Source organism: Streptococcus symci, from assembly GCF_006385165.1.
GTDB classification, from domain to species: Bacteria; Bacillota; Bacilli; order Lactobacillales; family Streptococcaceae; genus Streptococcus; species Streptococcus symci.
In genome coordinates, this window is record NZ_VFJA01000001.1 from 315,266 (window position 1) to 341,551 (window position 26,286).

A 26,286-nucleotide genomic window follows, 5' to 3' on the forward strand; every position below is an offset into this window, starting at 1 on the left:
AAGGAAAACTCATGAGTAAGAAAAGACATGATCGTCATATAACAGAACATCAAGAAGCGCAATTTGATTTTGATGATGCCAAAGAGCTAACGGTTGGAGAAGCCATGCTAAAAAATGAAGAGGTGGAAGCAGGTGTATTGCCTGGAGATTCTATCTTGGACAAGTATGTGAAACAACATAAAGATGAAATTGAGGCAGATAAGTTTGAAACGCGTCAGTTTAGCAAGGATGATTTAGTTGAAAAAGAAGGGATAGAAGAGATAGAGGAGACTCAGACTCTGGATAATTTACTTCAAGAGCTTCGTGAGGAAACAGGAGTAACTTCTCCAGCTTCAGAAGATGAATTGAGTCAGTTTGATGATTTAGAATTAACACGAGTTTCAGAAACTCCTCTTGTTGAAGCCTCTGAGACTGAAGATATTCCAACACTTTATCGAGTCACAGATAGTGAAGATGGAAAAAGTAAGAAGAAATGGGTGCTTTACGGTATTCTAGCAGCCTTAGTGGTTCTTATCCTTGGAACTGGTTATTATATTTATCGTCAGGTGGCTCGTTCGACCAAGGAAATCCAAACTTCTCAATCAACTACAAATACGCAGTCAGATGTGGAAGAATTCAATAATTTATATGATGCCTTCTATACAGATAGCAACAAAACGGCTTTGAAGAATAGCCAATTTGATAAACTGAGTCAACTGAAAACCTTGCTTGATAAGCTAGAAGGTAGTCGTGAATATACGCTAGCAAAATCTAAGTATGATAGTCTAGCGACTCAAATAAAGGCCATTCAAGATGTCAATGCTCAATTTGAGAAGCCAGCTATTGTAGATGGAGTTTTGGACACTAACGCTAAAGCTAAATCAGATGCTAAATTTACAGATATTAAAACTGGAAATACGGAGATTGATAAAGTGCTAGATAAGGCTATCAGCCTTGGTAAAAGCCAACAAACAAGTGCTTCAAGTTCTAGCTCAAGCTCAAGTCAAGAAAGTTCAAGTTCATCAACAGAGAGGGCTGCAGACAACACAAGTCCATCTTCAAGCGCCTCAACAAATAGTTCGGTTTCTGCACGTGATGATAGCCATGGCGGTTTATCAAGTTCTGGAGTTGACCTCCAGAGAGCTTCGAGTCGTGTGCCGTTCAATCAATCAGCTGTTGATGATAGCAATAATTCTGCCTGGGATTTCGCGGATGGTGTCTTGGAAAAAATCCTAGCGACTTCACGCTCACGTGGTTATATCACTGGTAACCAATATATCCTTGAACGTGTTAATATCGTTAATGGCAATGGTTATTACAACCTCTACAAGCCAGATGGAACCTATCTCTTTACCCTTAACTGTAAGACAGGATACTTTGTTGGAAATGGTTCTGGACATGCGGATGCTTTGGACTACTAAGCAGTCGTTACAAAATTCTTTCTTTTCAAAAGTAAAAATGATAAAATAAAACAAATTAAACAAGAGGAGTGTCAAATGACAAAAGCTAACTTTGGTGTCGTAGGTATGGCCGTAATGGGTCGTAACCTTGCCCTTAATATTGAATCTCGTGGTTACACAGTTGCTATTTACAACCGTAGTAAAGAAAAAACTGAAGATGTAATTGCTTGCCATCCTGAAAAGAACTTTGTACCAAGCTATGACGTTGAAAGTTTTGTAAACTCAATCGAAAAACCTCGTCGTATCATGCTCATGGTTCAAGCTGGACCTGGTACAGATGCTACAATTCAAGCCCTTCTTCCACACCTTGACAAAGGTGATATCTTAATCGACGGAGGAAACACTTTCTACAAAGATACAATCCGTCGTAATGAAGAATTGGCAAACTCAGGTATCAACTTTATCGGTACTGGGGTTTCTGGTGGTGAAAAAGGTGCCCTTGAAGGTCCTTCTATCATGCCTGGTGGACAAAAAGAGGCCTACGAATTGGTTGCTGATGTTCTTGAAGAAATCTCAGCTAAAGCACCAGAAGATGGCAAACCATGTGTGACTTACATCGGTCCTGATGGAGCTGGTCACTATGTGAAAATGGTTCACAACGGTATTGAGTATGGTGATATGCAATTGATCGCAGAAAGCTATGACTTGATGCAACACTTGCTAGGCCTTTCTGCAGAAGATATGGCTGAAATCTTTACTGAATGGAACAAGGGTGAATTGGACAGCTACTTGATCGAAATCACAGCTGATATCTTGAGCCGTAAAGACGATGAAGGCCAAGATGGACCAATCGTAAACTACATCCTTGATGCTGCAGGTAACAAGGGAACTGGTAAATGGACTAGCCAATCATCACTTGATCTTGGTGTGCCATTGTCACTCATCACTGAGTCAGTATTTGCACGTTACATCTCTACTTATAAAGAAGAACGTGTACATGCTAGCAAGGTTCTTCCGAAACCAGCTGCTTTCAAATTTGAAGGAGACAAGGCTGAGTTGATTGAAAAAATCCGTCAAGCCCTTTACTTCTCAAAAATCATTTCATACGCACAAGGTTTTGCTCAATTGCGTGTAGCTTCTAAAGAAAATAACTGGAACTTGCCATTTGCAGACATCGCATCTATCTGGCGTGATGGCTGTATCATCCGTTCTCGTTTCTTGCAAAAGATTACAGATGCTTACAACCGTGATGCAGACCTTGCGAACCTTCTTTTGGATGAATACTTCTTGGATGTTACTGCTAAATACCAACAAGCAGTGCGTGATATCGTAGCTCTTGCTGTTCAAGCTGGTGTGCCAGTGCCAACTTTCTCAGCAGCTATTACTTACTTTGATAGCTACCGTTCAGCTGACCTTCCAGCTAACTTGATCCAAGCGCAACGTGACTACTTTGGTGCCCATACTTACCAACGTAAAGACAAAGAAGGAACCTTCCACTACTCTTGGTATGACGAAAAATAAGTAGGTCTGCCATGGGGAAACGGATTTTATTACTTGAGAAAGAACGAAATCTAGCTCATTTTTTAAGTTTGGAACTCCAAAAAGAGCAATACCGAGTTGATCAGGTTGAGGAGGGGAAAAAAGCCCTCTCCATGGCTCTTCAGACAGACTATGACTTGATTTTATTGAATGCCCATCTGGGGGATATGACAGCCCAGGATTTTGCAGATAAGCTGAGTCGGACTAAGCCAGCCTCAGTGATTATGGTCTTGGACCATCGCGAAGAATTGCAAGATCAGATTGAGACAATCCAACGCTTTGCGGTTTCTTACATTTATAAGCCAGTTATTATTGACAATTTGGTGGCCCGTATTTCAGCGATTTTCCGAGGTCGGGACTTTATCGACCAACATTGTAGTCAGATGAAGGTTCCAACGTCTTATCGCAATCTGCGTATGGATGTAGAGCATCACACAGTTTATCGTGGCGAGGAAATGATTGCTCTGACTCGTCGTGAGTATGACCTTTTGGCTACTCTTATGGGAAGCAAGAAAGTCCTGACTCGTGAGCAGTTGTTGGAAAGTGTCTGGAAGTATGAAAGTGCGACCGAAACCAATATCGTGGATGTCTATATCCGTTATCTACGTAGCAAGCTTGATGTAAAAGGTCAAAAAAGCTACATTAAAACCGTTCGTGGTGTTGGTTACACCATGCAAGAATAGAGAGCAGTTGCGGTTATGTAACTGCTTTTTTTGAGGGATTTTCTATATATTGACATGCGGTTTGGTCTTTGCTATAATCAGTTATGGAGGATAGATCTAATGAAAATAATAAAAAAATTGATGCAAATCGCATTAGCAGTCTTTTTCTTCGGTTTGCTAGCAACAAGTGCAGTATTGGCGGATGATGCTGATTCAGAAGGCTGGCAATTTGTCCAAGAAAATGGTAGAACCTACTACAAGAAGGGGGACCTAAAAGAAACCTACTGGCGAGTGATTGATGGGAAGTACTATTATTTTGATCCTTTATCTGGAGAGATGGTGGTCGGCTGGCAATATATTCCGTTTCCATCTAAAGGTAGTACAATTGGTCCTTATCCTAATGGTATAAGATTAGAAGGTTCCCCAATGCCAGAATGGTACTACTTTGACAAAAATGGAGTGCTACAAGAGTTTGTTGGTTGGGAAGCATTAGAGGTTAAAACTAAAGACAGCGTTGGAAGAAAGTATGGGGAAAAACGTACAAATCCGGAAGATAAAGAAGAGAAGAGTTTTTACACGAACTATTACTTTAATCAAAATCATTCTTTAAAGACAGGTTGGCTTTATGACCAGTCTAACTGGTATTATCTAGCTAAAACAGAAATTAATGGAGAAAACTATATTGGTGGTGAAATACGTACAGGTTGGATAAATGATGGTTCAGCTTGGTACTATCTAGATCCAACAACTGGTATCATGCAAACTGGTTGGAAGCAAATTGGCAATAAGTGGTACTACCTCCGTTCATCAGGAGCTATGACAACTGGCTGGTATCAGGAAGGCTCAACTTGGTACTATTTAGATGCTGAAAATGGCGATATGAAAACAGGCTGGCAATATCTTGGTAACAAGTGGTACTATCTCCGTTCATCAGGAGCTATGGCAACTGGTTGGGTGAAAGATGGTTCAACTTGGTACTACCTAAATGCAAGTAATGGAGATATGAAGACAGGTTGGACAAAAGTAAATGGAAACTGGTATTATCTCAATTCAAATGGAGCAATGGTTACAGGTAGCCAAACTATCGATGGTAAAGTTTATAACTTTGCTTCATCTGGTGAGTGGATTTAATCTTGGAGGAGATACAAATGAAGCTTTTGAAAAAAATGATGCAAGTCGCACTAGCAACATTTTTCTTTGGTTTGCTAGCGACAAATACTGTATCTGCAGATACCACAGGTGGCCAATTTGTTGATAAGGATAATAGAAAATATTATGTAAAAGATGATCATAAAGCAATCTATTGGCATAAAATAGACGGTAAAACTTACTATTTTGGTGATAAAGGAGAAATGGTAGTTGGATGGCAATACGTAGAAATTCATGGAACAGGTTATCGTGATAATTTATTTAATAATCGTCCAGTCTTAGAAATTGGCCTTCAGGAGAAGTGGTACTATTTTGGACAAGATGGTGCTTTGCTAGAACAAACAGATAAACAAGTACTAGAGGCAAAAACGTCTGAAAATACAGGAAAAGTATACGGTGAACAATATGCTCCATCTGCTGAAAAGAGAACTTATTATTTTGATAATAATTATGCTGTAAAGACAGGCTGGACTTATGAAGACGGCAATTGGTATTATTTAAATAAGCTAGGAATTTCTGGCGATGATTCTTACAATCCACTACCAATTGGTGAAGTTGCTAAGGGTTGGACTCAAGATTTCCATGTTACTTTTGGCATTGATAGAAGCAAACCTGCTCCGTGGTATTACCTAGACCCAGAAACTGGCATTATGCAAACTGGTTGGAAGCAAATTGGCAATAAGTGGTACTATCTCCGTTCATCAGGAGCTATGGCGACTGGCTGGTATCAAGAAGGCTCAACTTGGTACTATTTAGATGCTGAAAATGGTGATATGAAAACGGGCTGGCAATACCTTGGTAACAAGTGGTACTATCTCCGTTCATCAGGAGCTATGGTAACTGGTTGGTATCAAGATGGTTCAACTTGGTACTATCTAAATGCAGGTAATGGAGATATGAAGACAGGCTGGTTCCAGGTCAATGGCAAATGGTACTATGCTTATAGCTCAGGTGCTTTAGCAGTGAATACGACCGTAGATGGCTATTCTGTCAATTATAATGGCGAATGGGTTCAATAATGAAAGAGGCGATTGTGAAGGAAACAATCGCTTTTTTTGTGAAAATATAATAAAATAGATAGGAGAGAATAAATACTTGTAGGAAAAAATAATACTCTTCGAAAATCAAATTCAAACCACGTCAGCGTCGCCTTACCGTATATATGTGACTGACTTCGTCAGTCTTATCTACAACCTCAAAACAGTGTTTTGAGCAACCTGCGGCTAGTTTCCTAGTTTGCTTTTTGATTTTCATTGAGTATGAGACGGCTTTTTCGTCTAGCAAAAGGAAAACATGACAAAAAAAGTTGGTGTCGGTCAGGCACATAGTAAGATTATTTTAATAGGGGAGCATGCGGTCGTTTATGGTTATCCTGCTATTTCCTTACCTCTTTTGGAGGTGGAGGTGACTTGTAAGGTGGTTCCTGCTGAAAGTCCTTGGCGCCTCTATGAGGAGGATACCTTGTCCATGGCAGTTTATGCTTCTCTGGAGTATTTGAATATCAAAGAAGCCTGCATTCGCTGTGAGATTGACTCGGCTATCCCTGAGAAGCGGGGAATGGGTTCGTCAGCTGCTATTAGCATAGCAGCCATTCGTGCGGTTTTTGACTACTATCAAGCCGACCTGCCTCATGATGTGCTAGAAATCTTGGTCAATCGGGCGGAGATGATTGCCCATATGAATCCAAGTGGTTTGGATGCCAAGACCTGTCTCAGTGACCAGCCTATTCGCTTTATTAAGAACGTAGGATTTACAGAGCTTGAGATGGATTTATCCGCCTATTTGGTCATTGCAGATACGGGTGTTTATGGTCATACTCGTGAAGCCATCCAAGTGGTTCAAAACAAGGGCAAGGATGCCCTGCCGTTTTTGCATGCCCTGGGAGAATTGACCCAGCAAGCAGAAGAAGCGATTTCACGAAAAGATGCTGAAGGACTAGGACTAATCCTCAGTCAAGCGCATTTACATCTAAAAGAAATTGGTGTCAGTAGCCCTGAGACAGACCATCTGGTTGAAACAGCTCTTAACCATGGTGCTCTGGGTGCAAAGATGAGCGGTGGTGGGCTAGGAGGCTGTATCATAGCCTTGGAAGCCGATTTGACACAAGCTCAAGAACTAGCAGAAAGATTAGAAGAGAAAGGAGCTGTTCAGACATGGATCGAGAGCTTGTAACAGTACGTTCCTACGCAAATATTGCCATTATCAAATACTGGGGAAAGAAAAAAGAAAAGGAGATGGTGCCTGCTACTAGCAGTATCTCTCTGACTTTGGAGAATATGTATACAGAGACGACTTTGTCATCTCTACCGACAGATGCGACAGCTGATGCCTTTTATATCAATGATCAGCTACAAAATGAGGCTGAGCATGCCAAGATGAGTAAGATTATTGACCGCTACCGTCCAGCTGGTGAGGGTTTTGTCCGTATCGATACTCAAAACAATATGCCTACCGCGGCGGGTCTGTCCTCAAGTTCTAGTGGTTTGTCCGCCTTGGTCAAGGCTTGTAATGCTTATTTCAAACTTGGATTGGATAGAAGCCAATTGGCACAGGAGGCTAAGTTTGCCTCAGGATCTTCTTCTCGGAGTTTTTATGGACCGCTAGGAGCCTGGGATAAGGATAGCGGGGAAATTTACCCTGTCGAGACAGACTTGAAACTAGCTATGATTATGTTGGTGCTAGAAGACAAGAAAAAACCAATCTCTAGTCGTGATGGGATGAAACTTTGTGTAGAAACATCGACGACCTTTGATGACTGGGTCCGTCAGTCTGAGAAAGACTATCAGGATATGCTGGTTTATCTCAAGGAAAATGACTTTGCCAAGGTTGGGGAATTAACGGAGAAAAACGCTCTTGCTATGCACGCTACGACCCAAACAGCATCACCAGCCTTTTCTTATCTGACGGATGCAAGCTATGAAGCTATGGACTTTGTCCGCCAGCTTCGTGAGCAAGGGGAAGCCTGCTACTTTACTATGGATGCTGGTCCCAATGTCAAAGTCCTCTGTCAAGAGAAAGACTTGGAGCATTTATCAGAAATCTTCAGTCAACGTTATCGTTTGATTGTGTCAAAAACAAAGGATTTGAGCCAAGATGATTGCTGTTAAAACTTGCGGAAAACTCTATTGGGCAGGCGAATATGCTATTTTAGAGCCAGGGCAGTTGGCCTTGATAAAGGCCATCCCCATCTATATGAAGGGGGAGATTGCTTTTTCTGATAGTTACCGTATCTACTCAGATATGTTTGATTTCGCAGTGGATTTGACACCAAATCCTGACTACAGTTTGATTCAAGAAACGATTGCTTTAGTGGAAAATTTCCTCGCCAATCGTGGACAGACCTTGCGACCTTTTTCTTTGGAAATCCGTGGAAAAATGGAACGAGAAGGGAAAAAGTTTGGTCTGGGTTCTAGCGGTAGCGTCGTCGTTTTGGTCATCAAGGATCTGCTAGCTCTGTATAAGCTTTCGGTTGATCAGGATCTCTTGTTCAAGCTGGCCAGTGCTGTCTTGCTCAAGCGCGGAGACAATGGTTCTATGGGGGACATTGCCTGTATTGTGGCAGAGGAATTGGTTCTTTACCAGTCATTTGATCGCCAGCAGGTGGCTGCTTGGTTGAAAGAAGAAAACTTGGCGACAGTTTTAGAGCGTGATTGGGGCTTTTCAATTTCGCAAGTGAAACCAACTTTAGATTGTGATTTCCTAGTGGGATGGACCAAGGAAGTGGCTGTATCGAGTTACATGGTCCAGCAAATCAAGCAAAATATCAATCAGAATTTTTTAAGTTCCTCAAAAGAAACTGTGGTTTCTTTGGTAGAGGCCTTGGAGCATGGGGAATCAGAAAAAATTATCGAGCAAGTAGAAGTGGCCAGCAAGCTTTTAGAAGGCTTGAACGCAGATATTTACACGCCTTCGCTGAGACAGTTGAAAGAAGCCAGTCAAGATTTGCAAGCTGTTGCCAAGAGTAGTGGTGCTGGTGGTGGTGATTGTGGTATTGCCTTGAGTTTTGATGAGCAATCAACTGAAACCCTAAAAAACCGTTGGGCCGATCTGGGGATTGAGCTCTTATACCAAGAAAGGATAGGACATGACGACAAATCGTAAGGATGAGCACATCCGCTATGCCCTTGAGCAGAAAAGTTCTTATAATAGCTTTGATGAGGTGGAGTTGATTCATTCTTCCCTGCCCCTTTACGACTTGGATGAGATTGATTTGTCTACAGAATTTGCAGGACGTAAGTGGGACTTTCCTTTTTATATCAATGCCATGACGGGTGGGAGTGAAAAAGGTAAAGAAATCAATCAAAAACTAGCTCAGGTGGCAGAAGCCTGTGGGATTTTGTTTGTAACGGGCTCTTATAGCGCAGCCCTCAAAGATCCATCAGATGCCTCTTTTTCTGTCAAGTCTAGCAATCCAAATCTCCTTCTTGGAACCAATATTGGATTGGACAAGCCTGTTGAGTTGGGACTTCGGACTGTAGAAGAGATGGATCCCCTTCTCCTGCAAGTGCACGTCAATGTTATGCAGGAATTGCTCATGCCTGAGGGAGAAAGAAAGTTCAGATGTTGGCAATCGCATCTGGCAGACTATAGCAAGCAAATCCCCGTCCCTATTGTACTCAAGGAAGTGGGCTTTGGAATGGATGTGAAGACCATTGAAAGAGCCTATGAACTGGGGGTTCGAGCCTTTGATATATCGGGTCGTGGTGGCACCAGCTTTGCTTATATTGAAAACCGTCGCAGTGGTCAACGTGACTACCTCAATCAATGGGGCCAGTCTACCATGCAAGCCCTTCTCAATGCCCAAGAATGGAAAGATAAGGTTGCACTCTTGGTCAGTGGAGGCGTTCGGAATCCGCTGGATATGATTAAGTGTTTGGTCTTTGGAGCTAAGGCTGTAGGCCTGTCTCGAACAGTTCTGGAATTGGTTGAAAGCTACACAGTCGAAGAAGTGATTGGCATTGTCCAAGGCTGGAAAGCAGATCTACGCTTGACTATGTGTGCTCTTAATTGTGCCACCATAGCAGATCTGCAAAAAGTAGACTATCTTCTTTATGGAAAATTAAAAGAAGCAAATGATCAGATGAAAAAGGCGTAACCAGCGCCTTTTTTCCATCTTTAGACTGAGGTGACTTTTTTTGAATTGTGATAAAATAGAAGGGAGAGGATGAACCTATGAGAAAATTTAAAATCTTTTTATTTATCGAAGCCTGTCTTCTGACAGGAGCTCTGATTTTAATGGTATCAGAGCATTTTTCGCGTTTTCTGCTGATTTTATTCCTCTTTTTGCTTTTGATTCGCTATTACACTGGTAAAGAGGGCAATAATCTTCTTTTAGTAGTGGCAAGCATTCTCTTCTTTTTCATCGTCATGATCAATCCTTTTGTTATTCTAGCTATTTTTGTTGCGGTCATATACAGCCTCTTTCTTCTTTATCCGATGATGAACCAGGAAAAAGAACAGACCGATTTGGTTTTTGAAGAGGTTGTGACGGTTAAGAAGGAGAAAAATCGTTGGTTTGGAAATCTTCATCATTTTTCAAGTTACCAGACTTGCCAGTTTGATGATATCAATCTCTTTCGCCTCATGGGTAAGGACACTATTCATCTGGAGAGAGTTATCCTAACCAATCATGACAATGTCATTATCCTCAGAAAGATGATAGGCACGACCAAAATCATCGTACCTGTAGATGTAGAAGTCAGTCTCAGCGTTAACTGTCTCTATGGTGATTTGACTTTTTTCAACCAGCCCAAGCGAGCCCTCCGCAATGAACACTATCATCAAGAAACAAGAGACTATCTTAAGAGTAACAAGAGTGTCAAGATTTTCTTGACCACTATGATTGGGGATGTTGAGGTGGTCAGAGGATGAAAAAACAAGCTTATGTAATGATTGCTCTCACCTCCATCTTGTTTGTCTTATTTTTCTCCCACAGTTTGCTGGAAATCCTTGACTTTGACTGGTCTATTTTCTTGCATGATGTCGAAAAAACAGAAAAATTTGTCTTTTTGTTGTTGGTATTCAGCATGTCCATGACCTTTCTCTTAGCCCTGTTTTGGAGAGGTATCGAAGAGCTTTCTCTAAGAAAAATGCAGGCTAATCTCAAGCGTATATTGGCAGGGCAAGAAGTGGTTCAGGTTGCAGATCCAGATTTGGATGCCAGTTTCAAGTCCTTGTCAGGTAAACTTAATCTTTTGACAGAGGCTCTTCAAAAGGCTGAAAATCACAGTCTTGCTCGGGAAGAGAAAATCATCGAGAAAGAACGGAAGCGAATTGCTCGGGATTTGCATGATACAGTCAGTCAGGAGTTGTTTGCGGCCCACATGATTTTGTCAGGTGTCAGTCAGCAGGCTTTGAAATTGGATAGAGAAAAGATGCAAATCCAGTTGCAGAGTGTCACAGCTATTTTAGAAACTGCCCAGAAGGATTTGCGGGTCTTGCTCCTGCACTTGCGACCAGTTGAACTGGAGCAAAAGAGTCTGGTTGAGGGAATCCAAATCCTCTTAAAAGAGCTTGAGGACAAGAGTGATCTCAGAGTTAGTCTTAAGCAAAATGTAACGAAATTGCCTAAGAAAATCGAGGAGCATATCTTCCGTATCCTGCAAGAGTTGATCAGTAATACCCTTCGCCATGCCCAGGCATCTTGTTTAGATGTCTATCTCTATCAGACGGATTTTGAATTGCAACTGAAGGTAGTGGACAATGGAATTGGTTTCCAGTTGGGGAGTTTAGATGACTTGAGTTATGGACTCCGCAATATCAAGGAGCGGGTTGAAGATATGGCAGGGACAGTTCAGTTACTGACAGCTCCCAAGCAAGGGCTGGCAGTTGATATCCGTATTCCCCTGCTCGATAAGGAATGATAAAGGAGTAAAGATGAAAATTTTACTAGTTGATGACCATGAAATGGTCCGATTGGGCTTGAAAAGCTACTTTGACCTCCAAGATGATGTAGAAGTTGTGGGTGAGGCTACCAACGGATCTCAGGGGATTGACTTGGCATTGGAATTGCGTCCGGATGTCATTGTCATGGATATCGTCATGCCTGAGATGAATGGAATTGACGCGACCTTGGCCATCCTCAAAGAATGGCCTGAAGCCAAGATTTTGATTGTGAGCTCTTATTTGGACAATGAAAAAATCATGCCCGTCTTGAATGCTGGTGCTAGAGGCTATATGCTTAAGACTTCTAGTGCAGACGAACTACTCCATGCCGTCCGTAAGGTGGCTGCTGGCGAGTTGGCAATTGAGCAAGAGGTCAGCAAAAAAGTCGAATACCACCGCAATCACATAGAACTACATGAGGACCTGACTGCGCGTGAGCGAGATGTTCTCCAACTCATCGCCAAGGGCTACGAAAATCAGCGTATCGCAGACGAACTTTTTATCTCTCTCAAGACGGTCAAGACCCATGTGTCCAATATCCTAGCCAAACTTGAGGTCAGCGATCGTACCCAGGCTGCAGTCTATGCCTTTCAGCACCACTTGGTGGGGCATGAGGAGTTTTAGATGAGTCTAACAGATTTACTTGTTGAGCTAGAAACGGCAAAAGATTCAAAAAAGGCAGGGCCCATGGAAGCCTATATGCGCCATCAATTTTTCTTCCTAGGAGTTGCGGCGCCAGAAAGAAATAAACTCTATAAAAAATACTTTCCAGAAGCGAAAAAAACAAAGATTATCGATTGGGATTTTGTAGATACTTGCTGGAGAAAGGAGCCTAGAGAATACCAATATGTAGCTGCTAATTATTTGAAAGCCATGCAGTCTTATCTAAAGGACAGCGATTTGCCTAAGCTAGAGCAGTTGGTTGTTACCAAGTCTTGGTGGGATACGGTAGATATTCTAGATCGAGTAGTAGGGAGTTTGGTGTATGACAAGCCGGAACTGGAAAAAATAATCCTCCAATGGAGTCTATCAGATAATATCTGGCTGAGACGGATCGCTATTGACCACCAGTTGTTAAGAAAAGAGAAGACCAATGTTCAATTAATGGAAAAGATTCTGCTTCATAATTTGAACCAAGCAGAGTTCTTTATCAATAAAGCCATTGGCTGGGCTCTAAGAGACTACTCCAAAACCAATCCAACTTGGGTAGCAGGCTTCATTGAGAAAAACAAGGAAAGAATGGCTGACCTTAGTATCAAAGAAGCAAGCAAGTACCTCTAGCGTGATTGAAAAGCGCATTCATTACTTGAAAAAAATCGCCCATTTATGTTATAATAGACTGTATTTAAAAAATTTTAAGGAGAAATGACAGAATGTCTGTATCATTTGAAAACAAAGAAACAAACCGTGGTGTCTTGACTTTCACTATCTCTCAAGACCAAATCAAACCAGAATTGGACCGTGTCTTCAACTCAGTGAAGAAATCTCTTAATGTTCCAGGTTTCCGTAAAGGTCACCTTCCACGCCCTATCTTCGACAAAAAATTTGGTGAAGAGTCACTTTACCAAGACGTTATGAACGCTCTTTTGCCAAATGCTTATGAAGCAGCTGTAAAAGAAGCTGGTCTTGAAGTGGTTGCTCAACCAAAAATTGATGTAACTTCAATGGAAAAAGGTCAAGACTGGGTTATCACTGCTGAAGTCGTTACAAAACCTGAAGTAAAATTGGGTGACTACAAAAACCTTGAAGTATCAGTTGATGTAGAAAAAGAAGTAACTGACGCTGACGTTGAAGAGCGTATCGAACGTGAACGCAACAACTTGGCTGAATTGGTTATCAAGGAAGCTGCTGCTGAAAACGGCGACACTGTTGTCATCGACTTCGTTGGTTCTATCGACGGTGTTGAATTTGATGGCGGAAAAGGTGAAAACTTCTCACTTGGACTTGGTTCAGGTCAATTCATCCCTGGTTTCGAAGACCAATTGGTAGGTCACTCAGCTGGCGAAACTGTTGATGTCGTTGTAACATTCCCAGAAGACTACCAAGCAGAAGATCTTGCAGGTAAAGAAGCTAAATTCGTGACAACTATCCACGAAGTAAAAGCTAAAGAAGTTCCAGCTCTTGACGATGAGCTTGCAAAAGACATCGACGAAGAAGTTGAAACACTTGCTGAATTGAAAGAAAAATACCGTAAGGAATTGGCTGCTGCTAAAGAAGAAGCTTACAAAGATGCAGTAGAAGGTGCAGCAATTGATAAAGCTGTAGAAAACGCTGAAATCGTAGAACTTCCAGAAGAAATGATCCACGAAGAAGTTCACCGTTCAGTAAACGAATTCCTTGGAAACTTGCAACGTCAAGGTATCAACCCTGACATGTACTTCCAAATCACTGGAACTACTCAAGAAGACCTTCACAAACAATATGAGGGAGAAGCTGAGTCACGTACTAAGACTAACCTTGTTATCGAAGCAGTTGCGAAAGCTGAAGGATTTGACGCTTCAGAAGAAGAAATCCAAAAAGAAATCGAGCAATTGGCTGCAGATTACAACATGGAAGTTGCACAAGTACAAAGCTTGCTTTCAGCTGATATGTTGAAACACGATATCACAATCAAAAAAGCTGTTGAATTGATTACAAGCACAGCAACAGTTAAATAATCTTAATAAACAAAAATCCCACCTGAATTGGTGGGTTTTCTTGTACACTATTTTCCAAAAATCTCTTTGAGGTCTGCGTCTGTAATCCCAATCATGGCTGGGATACTGTTCCAGTTTTCTTCTGTCAGGATGTAGGATTGTTTAGAGGAGATTGATGTGGCTGTTTCAGAGACAGCTTGTTGCTTTTCTTCAACATTTTCAATTAAATCACTGAAGCGTTCAATCAGATAGGTTTTTCGGGCAGTTCCGATGTGTTGGGTGGCATAGTCGAAAGCCTGTAATTCGCCTAGTAAGATAAGTTTGCTTTTGGCGCGTGTAATGGCTGTATAGATGAGATTGCGCTCTAGCATACGCCTACTAGCACTGGTGATAGGTAGGATAACAACAGGAAACTCACTTCCCTGAGACTTATGGATACTCATGGCATAGGCCAGGCGAATCTTGTACCATTCGTTACGTGGGTAAGAGACCTCATTGCCATCAAAATCAATGACAATCTCGTCTTGTTTCGATTCGGTGTATTTACCAGGAATCAGGTCTGTGATAGCTCCTAAATCTCCATTAAAGACATTGATTTCAGCATCGTTGACCAAGTGAATGACCTTATCTCCCTTACGATAGTGGCACTGGGGAGCTTCAAAACTGAGTTGGTCTTTTTGTGGTGGGTTCAGGAGGTCTTGCATGAGTTGGTTGATGGCATCAATCCCTGCCGTCCCTCGATACATGGGGGCCAGAACCTGAATATCACGAGCAGGGATACCACTTCTGAGGGCAGCGCCTAAGATTTTTTCAATAGTAGCAGGAATATGGCCACTAGCAATTTCAAAGTAGGAACGGTCTGCTTTTTTCTGAGTGAAATCGGCTGGCAAGATGCCCTGTCGAATCTGACTTGCTAGGGTGACAATGGTTGATTCTTCGCTTTGTCGGTAAATTTTTTCCAAGCGAGTCTGAGGAATCAAGGGAATATGAAGCAGATCCGCTAGAACCTGTCCAGGGCTGACAGATGGTAGCTGGTCGCTGTCGCCCACGATGAGGATTTTACTGTTAGAAGAGATGTTGGAGAAGAGTTGATTGGCCAGCCAAGTATCCACCATAGAAAATTCATCCACGATGATAAAGTCAGCATCCAGATAATCTTCCAGATGACTGGTATCATCGTCACCTATCATTCCTAAATGTCGGTGTATGGTCGCGCTAGGCAAACCTGTCAATTCATTCATGCGCCGAGCTGCTCGTCCAGTTGGAGCAGCAAGAAGAATAGGTAAGTTACTTTTTTTCCTGAGGTCAAGTCCTTCTAAAAGAGCATAAACGGCGATAATACCATTAATAACCGTTGTCTTACCAGTACCAGGTCCACCTGTTAGGATAAAGACCTTGTTCTGGATAGCATCACAAATAGCTTGTTTTTGAATGTTATCATACTCAATTCCCAGTTCTTCCTCGACAGTAGTGATATGCTTTTGAATAGTTTCTAAATCATGGCTCTTCTGTTTTCCTTTTTCAAGGATACGAACCAAGTGACTGCGGATGCCTTCCTCAGCGAAAAAGAGGCTGTTATCAAAGATTTTTGTATCAATCTGCTGAACCTTGTCTTCTTCGATCAGGTAGGAGAGTTCTTGGGCTACTTGGCTAGGATCCAGTTCCACGGGACGGGAAGATTCAAGGAGAGTAAGGGTTTGTTCCAGCAAATCCCGTGCTTCAACATAGGTGTCCCCTGTTCCCATACAGGCCTGAAAAAGACTGTGAACTAGACCGGCACGAAAGCGTTCAGGAGCCTGACTTTCGATGCCTAGTTCCTCCGCTAATTGGTCAGCAATGGTAAAGCCCAAACCCTTGATATCCTCAACCAGTTGGTAGGGATAATTTTCAACCACATCAAGGGTTTCTTCCTTGTAAAAGTCTTGAATTTGAAAGGCTAGTTTGTTGGGAATGCCGTAGTTGGCCAGTTTGGACAAAACCATCTCGGTTCCGTAGTTGAGACGGAGAGTGGAGACGAAAGCCTCGCGATTTTTGGCAGATAGTCCTGCGATGCTTCCTAGCTTTTCTGGGTGTTGCAGAATTTCGTCAATGGTATTGTCGCCATAGGTATCCACAATTTTCTGAGCTGTCTTGAGACCAATTCCCTTGAAATGGCTACTTGAAAAGTACTTAACCAGCCCTTTACTAGTTGGTTTTGCGCGTTCATACCGGCTGATTTGCAGTTGCTTCCCATACTTGGAGTGCTGGACAATTTGTCCCCAAAAAGTATAGTCTTCTCCCTCAATCACGTCAGCCATGGTACCCGTGACAATGATTTCAAAATCATCAAAATCCTCTGCGTCCGTATCGTCAATTTCTAGGAGGAGGATGCGATAAAAATTGCTGGGATTTTCAAAAATAATCCGTTCAATGGTTCCTGAAAAATAAAATTCCATAAAATTCCTTTGCATGAATAGGTGAGAGTTAATACTCTTCGAAAATCTCTTCAAACCACGTCAGCTTCGCCTTGCCGTATATATGTTACTGACTTCGTCAGTTCTATCTACAACCTCAAAGCAGTGCTTTGAGCAACCTGCGGCTAGCTTCCTAGTTTGCTCTTTGATTTTCATTGAGTATAACTTTGTTTCTATCTTAATCAAACTGGGTAGTGAATAATCATCGTCTCACGATAGAAGAAGAGGCTGAGATTCTTGATTCTCGGCCTCTTAGGTCTCTTAAAATGTTCCGATACGGGTGATTGGCCAGAAGCGGAATTTAGCTTCCCCTGTGATATCTTTTGCTTTGAAGGTACCTACGTGACGGCTGTCGCTCGAAACCAAGCGGTCGTCTCCGAGGAGAAGGTATTCTCCTTCTGGAACAGTAAAGCTAAAGTTGGTATTGTAGTTGACATCAACTGTGAAGGCTTGGGCTTTTTCAGCAATACTTCTAAAGAAAGTTCCTTTATTTCCTTCAAATCCCTTGCCTGAGTATGTGCTTTGGAGTTTGTCCTCCTTGAAGCGTTTGATGTAGTCAGCTAGGTAAGGCTCGTCTGTCTCTTTGTCATTTATGTAAAGTTTATCGTTTTCGTAACGGATGGTGTCGCCAGGCATTCCGATGACACGTTTGACGATGTCCTTATTGCCATCTTCTTCATGGGCAACCACGATATCAAAACGGTCAATAGGGAGGTGCTTAACGACAAAGAGAATTTCGCCATCCGCTAGGGTAGGATCCATAGAATGCCCTTCTACGCGGACATTGCTCCAAAAAAAGATACGACTTAAAGCTAGTAATGACAGAATTAGAAGGAACAATCCCCACTCTTTTAAGAAATTTTTAAATGAATTCATAACTTACCTTTCTAGGCGTTTTTTCGCTTTTTCAGTATTTTTAAAGTGCAGTTTGGCGCAGAAATTGAGTCCTTGCATACCATAGGCTTGCAAAATCTGGCTAGCCACCTTATCAGAAGCCGTTCCAGCTCCACTTGGAAGTTGATAGCCCAGCTCTCGTCCCAGATTTTCAAGATTTTCTAGAAAGAGATCACGTGCAATGATAGAAGAAACTGCGACAGCCAAGTATTTGCCTTCAGCCTTTTCTTCTAAGCTGATAGGATTGCTGAAACGATTGGCCTCTTGTGCCAAGTACTTGTCATAATTTTTAGCACTGGTAAAGGCATCAATCACAATTTTCTCAGGCTGAACACCTTTCTGAAGGAGGAGATAGATAGCCTGGTTATGGAGGGCTACCTTAACAGAAACAGCGTTGTAGCGGTCTCCGATGACCTCGTTGTACTTGCTTGGTGAGAGAAGGAGTGCCTGGTGCTGGATTTTTTCTTTGAGGATAGGGGCAATCTGACGGATCTTTTGATCAGTCAGAGTTTTAGAATCCCCCACACCGAGTTTTCGCAAGAAGGCATGCTGGTCAGGCGTGACAAAGGAAGCCACAACTGCAAGCCCACCAAAGTAGGAACCATTTCCAACCTCATCTGTCCCAATTAAAGGGAAATTTTGTCCCCTGGTTTCCTCTACAACTTGATAGCCAAAGAAACTAGCATATTTCTCAGCTCCTTCCCCTTGAAGCAAGACCTTTCCAGAAGTATAGATAGAAGCCGTTGCTTGAGGTAGTCGCAAAAAGTAGCGGATATAGGGATTTTTACTGGGAGCCAGACTGGTTTGATAGTGTTCAAGAAAAGCCTGAATCTCCTTTTCGCTTGGTGTGAGTGTAATACTTGCCATAGTTTCTATTGTACCACAAAAGCAGTAAAATTTGTAAAAACTGACAAAGTTAGCGAATTTTGGTATAATATCGTGAGGTGAATTTTATGGCAAATCTAAATCGATTCAAATTTACATTCGGGAAAAAATCATTAACCTTGACAAGCGAGCATGATAATCTCTTTATGGAGGAAATCGCTAAGGTTGCGACAGAAAAATACCAAGCAATTAAAGAACAAATGCCTAGTGCAGACGATGAAACAATCGCTCTTTTGTTGGCAGTCAACTGTTTGTCAACTCAGCTCAGCCGTGAGATTGAATTTGATGATAAGGAGCAAGAATTAGAAGAATTGCGCCACAAGCTTGTGACTTGTAAGCAAGAACAGAGCAAGATTGAGGATTCCTTATGATTTCACTCCTTCTTCTATTGGTCTTGGCTTGGGGATTTTATATCGGCTATCGGAGAGGCCTGCTCTTACAGGTCTATTACCTGATTTCAGCCATGGCATCGGCTTTTGTGGCTGGCCAGTTTTATAAGGGACTTGGAGAGCAATTTCATTTGCTACTCCCTTATGCAAATCCACAGGAAGGTCAGGGAACTTTCTTTTTCCCATCGGATCAACTCTTTCAGTTGGATAAGGTCTTTTACGCAGGAATCGGCTACTTGCTTGTATTTGGGATAGTCTATAGCATCGGTCGTTTGCTTGGTCTCCTCTTACACTTGATTCCTAGTAAAAAATTGGGTGGCAAGTTGTTCCAAGTTTCAGCAGGGATCTTGTCCATGTTGGTGACCTTATTTGTCTTGCAAATGGCCTTGACAATCTTGGCGACCATTCCCATGGCGGCTGTACAAAATCCTCTTGAAAAGAGTATCGTCGCAAAACACATCATCCAGAGCATACCGGTAACAACCAGTTGGCTCAAACAAATCTGGGTGACAAATTTAATCGGATAAAAAGGGCAGGAATTTTCCTAGCCCTTTGTTTACAGATTTGACTCGAATCTATCAGAATGTAAAAAGCTACCACACCTAGATATTCAAAGATAAGGAAATAAAGATGAATAAGAAAATATTAGAAACATTAGAGTTCAATAAGGTCAAGGCCTTGTTTGAGCCCCATTTGTTGACCGAGCAGGGCTTGGAGCAATTGAGACAGCTGGCTCCAACTGCCAAAGTAGATAAAATCAAACAGGCTTTTGCTGAGATGAAGGAAATGCAGGCTCTCTTTGTCGAGCAACCGCATTTTACCATTCTTGCAACTAAAGAAATCGCAGAAGTTTGCAAGCGGTTGGAGATGGGAGCGGACCTCAATATCGAGGAGTTCCTACTCTTGAAGCGCGTGCTTCTTGCTAGCCGAGAACTGCAAAGTTTTTATTCTAATCTGGAAAATGTCAGCTTGGAAGAATTAGCCCTATGGTTTGAGAAATTACACGATTTTCCGCAATTACAAGGAAATCTACAAGCCTTTAATGATGCAGGTTTTATTGAAAATTTTGCCAGTGAAGAATTGGCACGAATCCGTCGAAAAATCCATGATAGCGAGAGTCAGGTACGCGATGTCTTGCAAGATTTGCTCAAGCAAAAAGCGCAGATGTTGACAGAAGGAATCGTTGCCAGCAGAAATGGCCGTCAGGTTTTACCTGTCAAAAACACCTACCGCAATAAGATTGCTGGTGTCGTTCATGATATTTCTGCTAGTGGAAATACCGTCTATATCGAACCCCGTGAGGTGGTCAAACTGAGTGAAGAAATTGCTAGTTTGCGAGCAGATGAGCGCTATGAAATGCTTCGTATTCTCCAAGAAATTTCTGAGCGTGTTCGCCCTCATGCGGCTGAGATTGCCAATGATGCTTGGATTATCGGCCATCTGGACTTGATTCGTGCCAAGGTTCGCTTTATCCAAGAAAGACAAGCAGTCGTACCTCAGCTGTCAGAAAATCAAGAGATTCAACTGCTCCATGTCTGTCATCCTCTGGTCAAAAATGCCGTAGCAAATGATGTCCACTTTGGACAAGATTTAACAGCCATTGTCATTACAGGTCCCAATACAGGTGGGAAGACCATCATGCTTAAAACTCTGGGATTGACGCAGGTCATGGCCCAGTCTGGTTTGCCGATTTTAGCAGATAAGGGAAGTCGTGTTGGTATTTTTGAAGAAATCTTTGCCGATATTGGCGATGAGCAGTCTATTGAACAGAGCTTGTCTACCTTCTCTAGCCACATGACCAATATTGTGGATATTCTTGGCAAGGTCAACCAACATTCACTCTTACTCTTGGATGAGTTGGGGGCTGGTACAGATCCCCAAGAGGGAGCCGCCCTTGCCATGGCTATTCTGGAGGATCTTCGCCTGCGTCAGGTCAAGACTATGGCGACGACCCACTATCCAGAACTCAAGGCCTACGGTATTGAGACAGCCTTTGTGCAAAATGCCAGCATGGAGTTTGATACTGCAACTCTTCGCCCGACCTATCGCTTTATGCAGGGTGTTCCTGGTCGAAGCAATGCTTTTGAAATTGCTAAACGTCTAGGCCTATCTGAAGTTATCGTAGGGGATGCCAGTCAGCAGGTTGATCAGGACAATGATGTCAATCGGATTATTGAGCAACTGGAAGAGCAGACGCTGGAAAGTCGTAAACGCTTGGACAATATCCGTGAGGTGGAGCAAGAAAATCTCAAGATGAATCGTGCTCTCAAAAAACTCTACAATGAGCTTAATCGTGAAAAGGAAACAGAACTTAACAAGGCGCGTGAACAGGCTGCTGAGATTGTGGACATGGCCCTAAGTGAGAGTGACCAGATTCTTAAAAATCTCCACAGTAAATCTCAACTCAAGCCTCACGAAATCATTGAAGCCAAGGCCAAGTTGAAAAAATTGGCTCCTGAAAAAGTAGATTTGTCAAAAAATAAGGTTCTTCAAAAGGCTAAGAAAAAACGAGCTCCAAAGGTGGGAGATGATATTGTGGTGCTCAGCTATGGTCAGCGAGGTACCTTGACCAGTCAACTCAAGGATGGTCGCTGGGAAGCCCAAGTTGGCTTGATCAAGTTGACCTTGGAAGAAAAAGAATTTGACCTCGTTCAAGCCCAGCAAGAAAAGCAAGTCAAGAAGAAACAGGTCAATGTCGTGAAACGAACTTCTGGTCGTGGCCCACAAGCCAGACTGGACCTTCGAGGCAAGCGCTATGAAGAGGCCATGAATGAGCTAGATGCCTTTATCGACCAAGCCTTGCTTAATAATATGGCTCAAGTAGATATCATTCATGGTATCGGAACAGGTGTCATCCGTGAAGGAGTCACCAAATACCTACAAAGAAACAAACATGTCAAGAGTTTCGGCTATGCCCCACAAAATGCTGGAGGCAGTGGTGCGACTATTGTGACATTTAAAGGCTAGAAGTATTCCGAGCTTTATACAGTAAAAACTGTTGAATTAAGTTTTACTAATAAACACATTGACAAAAGCCAACATTTTTTGTAAAATAAGAATCAATTAAATACCAACACCGAATGAAGTTTAATAGAAGTGGGAAATCGTTTGATTTTCCATGACTGTAAATGGACGGAACTCTGGAGAGACCGTAAAGGCACCGAAGGGGCAAGGCAGGCAACTGCTCAAACTCTCAGGTAAAAGGACAGAGCTAGGATAGACCGCTTTTTAGCATTTATCTAAGCATTCCAGAGTACATGTATCTTGCATGTGCTCTTTCTTTTGGGGTTGAAAAGATAGGAGAAGGAAATGTTAGAATTGCTTAAATCAATTGATGCTTTTGCTTGGGGCCCACCCCTCTTGATTCTCTTAGTCGGGACAGGGATTTACCTAACTGCCCGTCTAGGCCTCTTGCAGGTTTTGCGTCTGCCCAAGGCCTTCCAGCTTATTTTTACTAAGGACAAGGGGCATGGAGATGTGTCCAGTTTTGCGGCCTTGTGTACAGCCCTAGCAGCGACAGTTGGTACGGGAAATATTATCGGGGTGGCGACGGCTATCAAGGTCGGTGGCCCAGGAGCCCTCTTTTGGATGTGGATGGCTGCTTTCTTTGGGATGGCTACCAAGTATGCGGAAGGACTACTAGCTATCAAATACCGCACCAAGGATGATCATGGTGCAGTAGCGGGAGGTCCGATGCACTATATCCTTCTAGGGATGGGAGAAAAGTGGCGTCCCCTTGCTATCTTCTTTGCCCTGGCAGGTGTGCTAGTAGCTTTGCTGGGAATCGGGACCTTCACCCAAGTCAACTCGATTACAGAATCTATCCAAAATACAACGACTATTTCGCCAGCCATCACAGCTCTTGTGTTGTCTGTATTTGTAGCGATTGCAGTCTTTGGTGGCCTCAAGTCCATTTCTAAGGTTTCAACTACTGTTGTTCCTTTTATGGCTATCATTTATATTTTAGGGACTCTTACAGTTATCTTCTTTAATATTGGGAAAATTCCTGCTACAATCGCTTTAATCTTGACATCCGCTTTTAGTCCTGTTGCCGCAGTAGGTGGTTTTGCCGGTGCTAGCATTCGAATGGCTATTCAAAATGGTGTAGCGCGTGGTGTTTTCTCAAACGAATCTGGTCTGGGTTCTGCTCCAATTGCAGCAGCTGCGGCTAAGACAAATGAACCAGTCGAGCAAGGTTTGATTTCCATGACAGGAACCTTTATTGATACCCTCATTATCTGTACCTTGACTGGTTTAACCATCTTGGTAACTGGTGTTTGGAGTGGTGACTTGAATGGAGTTGCCTTGACTCAGTCAGCCTTCTCAACAGTCTTTTCACATTTTGGCCCTGCCCTCTTGACCATCTTCCTTGTACTCTTTGCCTTTACGACGATTCTAGGTTGGAACTATTACGGGGAACGTTGTTTCGAGTTCCTCTTCGGGGTTCGCTTTATCTGGCTCTACCGTGTGATCTTTGTACTCATGGTCTTGTTGGGAGGATTTATCGAGTTGGATATGGTTTGGATTATCGCAGATATCGTGAATGCCTTAATGGCTCTACCAAACTTGATTGCTCTCTTAGTTTTATCGCCAGTCGTTATTGCTGAGACTAAAAAGTATTTTGACAAATAATGGAATCACACATTGCGTGTGATTTTTTGCTTTCATAAAAAATTTCTATCAGTGCAATTTAAAATATATATTATACACGGTATAGAATCTGTGATAGACTAGGTTTCAATAAAATGAAAAGAGGTTTTATGATGACAACATTTACAATCCATACAGTAGAATCAGCACCAGCAGAAGTGAAAGAAGTTCTTGAAACAGTAGAAAAAGATAACAATGGCTATATTCCTAACCTAATCGGTCTCTTGGCTAATGCACCGACTGCTTTAGAGGCTTACCGAACTGTCGGAGCTATCAATCGTCGCAACAGCCTGACACCCGTTGAGCGTGAAGTGGTGCAAATCACGGCAGCTGTGACAAATGGTTGTGCCTTCTGTGTCGCAGGTCACACAGCCTTTTCAATTAAACAAATCCAGATGAACGATGACCTTCTGCAAGCCCTTCGCAATCGTACTCCAATTGAAACAGATCCTAAATTGGACACTCTAGCTAAGTTTACCTTGGCAGTTATCAATACCAAGGGTCGTGTAGGAGATGAAGCCTTGGCTGAGTTTTTAGAAGCTGGCTACAGCCAACAAAATGCCTTGGATGTGGTTCTTGGTGTCAGCCTAGCAAGCCTCTGTAACTATGCCAATAATCTAGCTAATACCCCAATTAACCCAGAATTGCAACCTTATGCCTAGAAGGAGGAAAGGCTATGGGATTTTTTTCAGAAGAATTTTTGAGCTGGTTAGACCAGCATGCTGATGAAATCGACAAGCAGTCTTGTCAAGCTGGAGAACGGTTGATTGAGAAAATTGCAGCAGAGGGAGCCTTTCGTGTGGGGATTCCTGCATCTCTTGGAGGTTCAGGAGGAAGTGATCAAGATGTTATTGATATCCTTGCAGAGCTCGCACAACATTCTTTAACAGCCTCTTTTATTTCATGGGGACAACGCACTTTAATTGATAATATTCTCCATACAGATAACTCCTATTTTAAGGAAACCTATCTGGAAAAACTCTTGTCTGGAGAATATGCAGGTGCTACTGCCTTGTCCAATGCTGTCAAATATCTATCTGACCTAGAGGAACTGAATGTTCGCGTTCTTGAAGAAAATGGACAATTGTATCTAAAAGGAAGACTGCCATGGGTAACTAATGCTCGAAGAAATCGATTTTTAACTATTTTTGTGGCAGGTTTTACAGATGATCCAAGTACAAGTTATGTGGTGGCTGTACCATCAGATGCAGAGAATTTTAGTCGTTCTGAAGACTTAGAATTTGTTTCTCTTCAAGGAGGAAACACGGCTGCTCTGACTTTTAATAAGGTCCTTTTGAAAGAGGAATGGATTTTATCAAAAGATGCTCACCAATTTTTGGCACAAAATCGTCCAGTTTTTTTAGGCTACCAATTTGGTCTAGCTTTTGGTTTAGCTGAACGTTCTCTATCAGAAGTAGAAAAAGAATTGGGGAAACGCAGTGTATTGACAGATGAGTGGAAGCATCAGGTAGAACAGTTAGATGCTATTCGTCGAGAGCTTTATCGAGGTTTGTCTGACAGGTCTTATTTTGTTGCCAATCCGCGTGAACTCTTTCAGTTAAGAATAGACATTGTGGATGTTGTTGCTCAGAGTCTTCTATTAGAGTTACAAGCAGGTGGAGGTAGAGGCTACTTTAGTAAATCAACATCTGGATTTATTCGTCGTTGGAATGAAGGAGCCTTTCTTCCAATTGTTTCTCCAAGTGCTGTTCAGTTGCGTCATATCTTAGCAACTAGTTAAAAAATAGTGGAATAAAAACGAAGCTTGAATTTTCAACTTCGTTTTTTATCCCCTCATTTAAGCGCTTTTATGCTATACTGAAACTAACATGATTATTGGAGGTTAGGATGAAAAAACTCCCCTTGGTATTTTCTGGTTGTTTGCTAGGTTTGGCAGGAGCTGGAAATCTTATTTTAGATACGTTGCCGGTTCTGTCCCATCTGTTGAGTCTAGCAGGTTTGATTTTGTGGATTTACTTTTTGCTTCTGCATCTTTTTAATTGGAAAGAAACCAAGCAAGAGTTGACCAAGCCCCCTCTTTTGTCAGGAATGGCCACCTTTCCCATGGCTGGGATGATTTTATCGACTTATGTCTTTAGAGTCTTTCCTCATTTCCCTTTGGTTGCTCAAGGGCTCTGGTGGTTTTCATTTCTCTTGGATGTAGCCCTGATTGCTGGTTTCACTATCAAATTTGCCTATCCGGGGCGGAGGGTTCATGCCACTCCAAGCTGGACGGTTCTCTATGTGGGGATAGCAGTAGCAGCCTTGACCTATCCTCTTGTAGGTATCATTGAAATTGCCTATGCGACCTTGAGTTTTGGATTTCTCTTGACCTTCTATCTCTACCCGCTTATTTATAGCGATTTAAAGAAACATCCACTCCCACAAGCCATGCTTGGACAAGAAGGGATCTACTGTGCTCCTTTTTCTCTACTCTTGGCTTCTCTAGTCCGAGTTGGAGGAGCCAGCCTACCAACTTGGGTCTTAATAGTTATGATTTTATCTTCCCAATCCTTCTTTTTCTTTGTTTTGACTCGCCTGCCTAATATTTTAAAACAAGGTTTCCAACCAGCCTTTTCAGCTCTCACCTTCCCGACCATTATCACAGCTACTTCGCTTAAGATGGCTCAGGGAATTTTGAAACTTCCATTTCTGGATTATCTGGTACTGGCTGAAACTATTATTTGCCTAACTATTTTATTCTTTGTATTAGGCACTTATCTGATTTGGTTACGAAAAAAGGTCTAGCTAGAAATAGCTAAACC

24 protein-coding genes and 1 riboswitch are annotated in these 26,286 nt (G+C 42.3%); of the genes, 21 read left to right on the plus strand and 3 right to left on the minus strand.

What is annotated here, in order from left to right; genetic code table 11:
- Window positions 1-11 precede the first annotated feature (11 nt).
- From mapZ to tig, 14 genes are all read left to right on the plus strand, one after another.
- Window positions 12-1,400, plus strand: a complete 1,389-nt coding sequence (gene mapZ / locus FJN11_RS01475) for a cell division site-positioning protein MapZ (protein WP_042751680.1) — start codon at window positions 12-14, stop codon at window positions 1,398-1,400.
- Between the two features lie 75 nt (window positions 1,401-1,475).
- Window positions 1,476-2,900 (plus strand): NADP-dependent phosphogluconate dehydrogenase, encoded by a 1,425-nt coding sequence (gene gndA, locus FJN11_RS01480; protein ID WP_140223880.1) that lies wholly within the window; start codon window positions 1,476-1,478, stop codon window positions 2,898-2,900.
- A gap of 11 nt (window positions 2,901-2,911) precedes the next feature.
- Window positions 2,912-3,601, plus strand: coding sequence for a response regulator transcription factor (locus tag FJN11_RS01485; RefSeq protein ID WP_140223881.1), 690 nt, complete (start codon window positions 2,912-2,914; stop codon window positions 3,599-3,601).
- A gap of 99 nt (window positions 3,602-3,700) precedes the next feature.
- A complete protein-coding gene (cbpJ, locus tag FJN11_RS01490) occupies window positions 3,701-4,711 on the plus strand; it encodes a choline-binding protein CbpJ (RefSeq protein WP_140223882.1) in 1,011 nt (336 codons plus the stop codon).
- A gap of 17 nt (window positions 4,712-4,728) precedes the next feature.
- A complete protein-coding gene (gene cbpC / locus FJN11_RS01495; protein ID WP_140223883.1) occupies window positions 4,729-5,748 on the plus strand; it encodes a choline-binding protein CbpC in 1,020 nt (339 codons plus the stop codon).
- A gap of 274 nt (window positions 5,749-6,022) precedes the next feature.
- Window positions 6,023-6,901 (plus strand): mevalonate kinase, encoded by an 879-nt coding sequence (gene mvk / locus FJN11_RS01505; RefSeq protein WP_140223884.1) that lies wholly within the window; start codon window positions 6,023-6,025, stop codon window positions 6,899-6,901.
- The gene (gene mvaD, locus FJN11_RS01510; RefSeq protein ID WP_140223885.1) at window positions 6,883-7,836 is read left to right on the plus strand and encodes a diphosphomevalonate decarboxylase; all 954 of its coding nucleotides are present in this window, start codon (window positions 6,883-6,885) and stop codon (window positions 7,834-7,836) included. Before mvk ends, mvaD begins: the two co-directional genes overlap by 19 nt.
- Window positions 7,823-8,830, plus strand: a complete 1,008-nt coding sequence (locus FJN11_RS01515; RefSeq protein ID WP_140223886.1) for a phosphomevalonate kinase — start codon at window positions 7,823-7,825, stop codon at window positions 8,828-8,830. Before mvaD ends, FJN11_RS01515 begins: the two co-directional genes overlap by 14 nt.
- Window positions 8,814-9,824 carry a type 2 isopentenyl-diphosphate Delta-isomerase gene (gene fni, locus FJN11_RS01520; protein ID WP_125430655.1) on the plus strand — a complete coding sequence of 337 codons (1,011 nt, stop codon included), beginning with the start codon at window positions 8,814-8,816 and terminating at the stop codon, window positions 9,822-9,824. Before FJN11_RS01515 ends, fni begins: the two co-directional genes overlap by 17 nt.
- A 77-nt stretch (window positions 9,825-9,901) precedes the next feature.
- Window positions 9,902-10,600, plus strand: coding sequence for a cell wall-active antibiotics response protein LiaF (gene liaF / locus FJN11_RS01525; RefSeq protein WP_140223887.1), 699 nt, complete (start codon window positions 9,902-9,904; stop codon window positions 10,598-10,600).
- Window positions 10,597-11,592: an envelope stress sensor histidine kinase LiaS gene (locus FJN11_RS01530; RefSeq protein WP_140223888.1), complete on the plus strand. Its 996-nt coding sequence runs from the start codon at window positions 10,597-10,599 to the stop codon at window positions 11,590-11,592. Before liaF ends, FJN11_RS01530 begins: the two co-directional genes overlap by 4 nt.
- Before the next feature lie 13 nt (window positions 11,593-11,605).
- The gene (locus FJN11_RS01535; protein ID WP_064276650.1) at window positions 11,606-12,238 is read left to right on the plus strand and encodes a response regulator transcription factor; all 633 of its coding nucleotides are present in this window, start codon (window positions 11,606-11,608) and stop codon (window positions 12,236-12,238) included.
- Window positions 12,239-12,895: a DNA alkylation repair protein gene (locus FJN11_RS01540; protein WP_140223889.1), complete on the plus strand. Its 657-nt coding sequence runs from the start codon at window positions 12,239-12,241 to the stop codon at window positions 12,893-12,895.
- A gap of 92 nt (window positions 12,896-12,987) precedes the next feature.
- Window positions 12,988-14,271: a trigger factor gene (tig, locus tag FJN11_RS01545; RefSeq protein ID WP_004263255.1), complete on the plus strand. Its 1,284-nt coding sequence runs from the start codon at window positions 12,988-12,990 to the stop codon at window positions 14,269-14,271.
- A gap of 47 nt (window positions 14,272-14,318) precedes the next feature.
- On the opposite strand, the gene recD2 is transcribed toward tig, so the two are convergent.
- From recD2 to rnhC, 3 genes are all read right to left on the minus strand, one after another.
- Window positions 14,319-16,685: an SF1B family DNA helicase RecD2 gene (gene recD2 / locus FJN11_RS01550; protein ID WP_140223890.1), complete on the minus strand. Its 2,367-nt coding sequence runs from the start codon at window positions 16,683-16,685 to the stop codon at window positions 14,319-14,321.
- Window positions 16,686-16,964: 279 nt separating this feature from the next.
- Window positions 16,965-17,579, minus strand: coding sequence for a signal peptidase I (lepB, locus tag FJN11_RS01555; RefSeq protein ID WP_049493020.1), 615 nt, complete (start codon window positions 17,577-17,579; stop codon window positions 16,965-16,967).
- A gap of 3 nt (window positions 17,580-17,582) precedes the next feature.
- Window positions 17,583-18,464: a ribonuclease HIII gene (rnhC, locus tag FJN11_RS01560; protein ID WP_140223891.1), complete on the minus strand. Its 882-nt coding sequence runs from the start codon at window positions 18,462-18,464 to the stop codon at window positions 17,583-17,585.
- Between the two features lie 86 nt (window positions 18,465-18,550).
- Here rnhC and zapA point away from each other — a divergent pair, with 86 nt between their 5' ends.
- The 7 genes from zapA (at window position 18,551) to FJN11_RS01595 (ending at window position 26,269) form a co-directional block, all read left to right on the plus strand.
- Window positions 18,551-18,853, plus strand: a complete 303-nt coding sequence (zapA, locus tag FJN11_RS01565; RefSeq protein WP_000002019.1) for a cell division protein ZapA — start codon at window positions 18,551-18,553, stop codon at window positions 18,851-18,853.
- Complete coding sequence (locus FJN11_RS01570; protein WP_140223892.1) at window positions 18,850-19,398, plus strand: CvpA family protein; 549 nt, start codon at window positions 18,850-18,852, stop codon at window positions 19,396-19,398. The genes zapA and FJN11_RS01570 overlap by 4 nt, the downstream gene beginning before the upstream one ends.
- A gap of 103 nt (window positions 19,399-19,501) precedes the next feature.
- The gene (locus FJN11_RS01575; protein WP_140223893.1) at window positions 19,502-21,838 is read left to right on the plus strand and encodes an endonuclease MutS2; all 2,337 of its coding nucleotides are present in this window, start codon (window positions 19,502-19,504) and stop codon (window positions 21,836-21,838) included.
- A 163-nt stretch (window positions 21,839-22,001) separates the two neighbouring features.
- A riboswitch (glycine riboswitch) is annotated at window positions 22,002-22,090 on the plus strand.
- A gap of 90 nt (window positions 22,091-22,180) precedes the next feature.
- On the plus strand, window positions 22,181-23,503 hold the full coding sequence (locus tag FJN11_RS01580) for an alanine/glycine:cation symporter family protein (protein WP_140223894.1): 1,323 nt from the start codon (window positions 22,181-22,183) through the stop codon (window positions 23,501-23,503).
- Window positions 23,504-23,634: 131 nt separating this feature from the next.
- Window positions 23,635-24,183 (plus strand): carboxymuconolactone decarboxylase family protein, encoded by a 549-nt coding sequence (locus FJN11_RS01585; RefSeq protein ID WP_000206767.1) that lies wholly within the window; start codon window positions 23,635-23,637, stop codon window positions 24,181-24,183.
- Window positions 24,184-24,197: 14 nt separating this feature from the next.
- A complete protein-coding gene (locus tag FJN11_RS01590; RefSeq protein WP_140223895.1) occupies window positions 24,198-25,262 on the plus strand; it encodes an acyl-CoA dehydrogenase family protein in 1,065 nt (354 codons plus the stop codon).
- 107 nt (window positions 25,263-25,369) lie between these two features.
- The gene (locus FJN11_RS01595; RefSeq protein ID WP_140223896.1) at window positions 25,370-26,269 is read left to right on the plus strand and encodes a TDT family transporter; all 900 of its coding nucleotides are present in this window, start codon (window positions 25,370-25,372) and stop codon (window positions 26,267-26,269) included.
- Window positions 26,270-26,286: the final 17 nt, after the last annotated feature.

Bases quoted from the DNA above. Each gene is read 5' to 3' on its own strand.
- mapZ (WP_042751680.1), top strand. From the start codon at position 12: ATGAGTAAGAAAAGACATGATCGTCATATAACAGAACATCAAGAAGCG.
- gndA (WP_140223880.1), top strand. From the start codon at position 1,476: ATGACAAAAGCTAACTTTGGTGTCGTAGGTATGGCCGTAATGGGTCGT.
- FJN11_RS01485 (WP_140223881.1), top strand. From the start codon at position 2,912: ATGGGGAAACGGATTTTATTACTTGAGAAAGAACGAAATCTAGCTCAT.
- cbpJ (WP_140223882.1), top strand. From the start codon at position 3,701: ATGAAAATAATAAAAAAATTGATGCAAATCGCATTAGCAGTCTTTTTC.
- cbpC (WP_140223883.1), top strand. From the start codon at position 4,729: ATGAAGCTTTTGAAAAAAATGATGCAAGTCGCACTAGCAACATTTTTC.
- mvk (WP_140223884.1), top strand. From the start codon at position 6,023: ATGACAAAAAAAGTTGGTGTCGGTCAGGCACATAGTAAGATTATTTTA.
- mvaD (WP_140223885.1), top strand. From the start codon at position 6,883: ATGGATCGAGAGCTTGTAACAGTACGTTCCTACGCAAATATTGCCATT.
- FJN11_RS01515 (WP_140223886.1), top strand. From the start codon at position 7,823: ATGATTGCTGTTAAAACTTGCGGAAAACTCTATTGGGCAGGCGAATAT.
- fni (WP_125430655.1), top strand. From the start codon at position 8,814: ATGACGACAAATCGTAAGGATGAGCACATCCGCTATGCCCTTGAGCAG.
- liaF (WP_140223887.1), top strand. From the start codon at position 9,902: ATGAGAAAATTTAAAATCTTTTTATTTATCGAAGCCTGTCTTCTGACA.
- FJN11_RS01530 (WP_140223888.1), top strand. From the start codon at position 10,597: ATGAAAAAACAAGCTTATGTAATGATTGCTCTCACCTCCATCTTGTTT.
- FJN11_RS01535 (WP_064276650.1), top strand. From the start codon at position 11,606: ATGAAAATTTTACTAGTTGATGACCATGAAATGGTCCGATTGGGCTTG.
- FJN11_RS01540 (WP_140223889.1), top strand. From the start codon at position 12,239: ATGAGTCTAACAGATTTACTTGTTGAGCTAGAAACGGCAAAAGATTCA.
- tig (WP_004263255.1), top strand. From the start codon at position 12,988: ATGTCTGTATCATTTGAAAACAAAGAAACAAACCGTGGTGTCTTGACT.
- recD2 (WP_140223890.1), bottom strand. From the start codon at position 16,685: ATGGAATTTTATTTTTCAGGAACCATTGAACGGATTATTTTTGAAAAT.
- lepB (WP_049493020.1), bottom strand. From the start codon at position 17,579: ATGAATTCATTTAAAAATTTCTTAAAAGAGTGGGGATTGTTCCTTCTA.
- rnhC (WP_140223891.1), bottom strand. From the start codon at position 18,464: ATGGCAAGTATTACACTCACACCAAGCGAAAAGGAGATTCAGGCTTTT.
- zapA (WP_000002019.1), top strand. From the start codon at position 18,551: ATGGCAAATCTAAATCGATTCAAATTTACATTCGGGAAAAAATCATTA.
- FJN11_RS01570 (WP_140223892.1), top strand. From the start codon at position 18,850: ATGATTTCACTCCTTCTTCTATTGGTCTTGGCTTGGGGATTTTATATC.
- FJN11_RS01575 (WP_140223893.1), top strand. From the start codon at position 19,502: ATGAATAAGAAAATATTAGAAACATTAGAGTTCAATAAGGTCAAGGCC.
- FJN11_RS01580 (WP_140223894.1), top strand. From the start codon at position 22,181: ATGTTAGAATTGCTTAAATCAATTGATGCTTTTGCTTGGGGCCCACCC.
- FJN11_RS01585 (WP_000206767.1), top strand. From the start codon at position 23,635: ATGACAACATTTACAATCCATACAGTAGAATCAGCACCAGCAGAAGTG.
- FJN11_RS01590 (WP_140223895.1), top strand. From the start codon at position 24,198: ATGGGATTTTTTTCAGAAGAATTTTTGAGCTGGTTAGACCAGCATGCT.
- FJN11_RS01595 (WP_140223896.1), top strand. From the start codon at position 25,370: ATGAAAAAACTCCCCTTGGTATTTTCTGGTTGTTTGCTAGGTTTGGCA.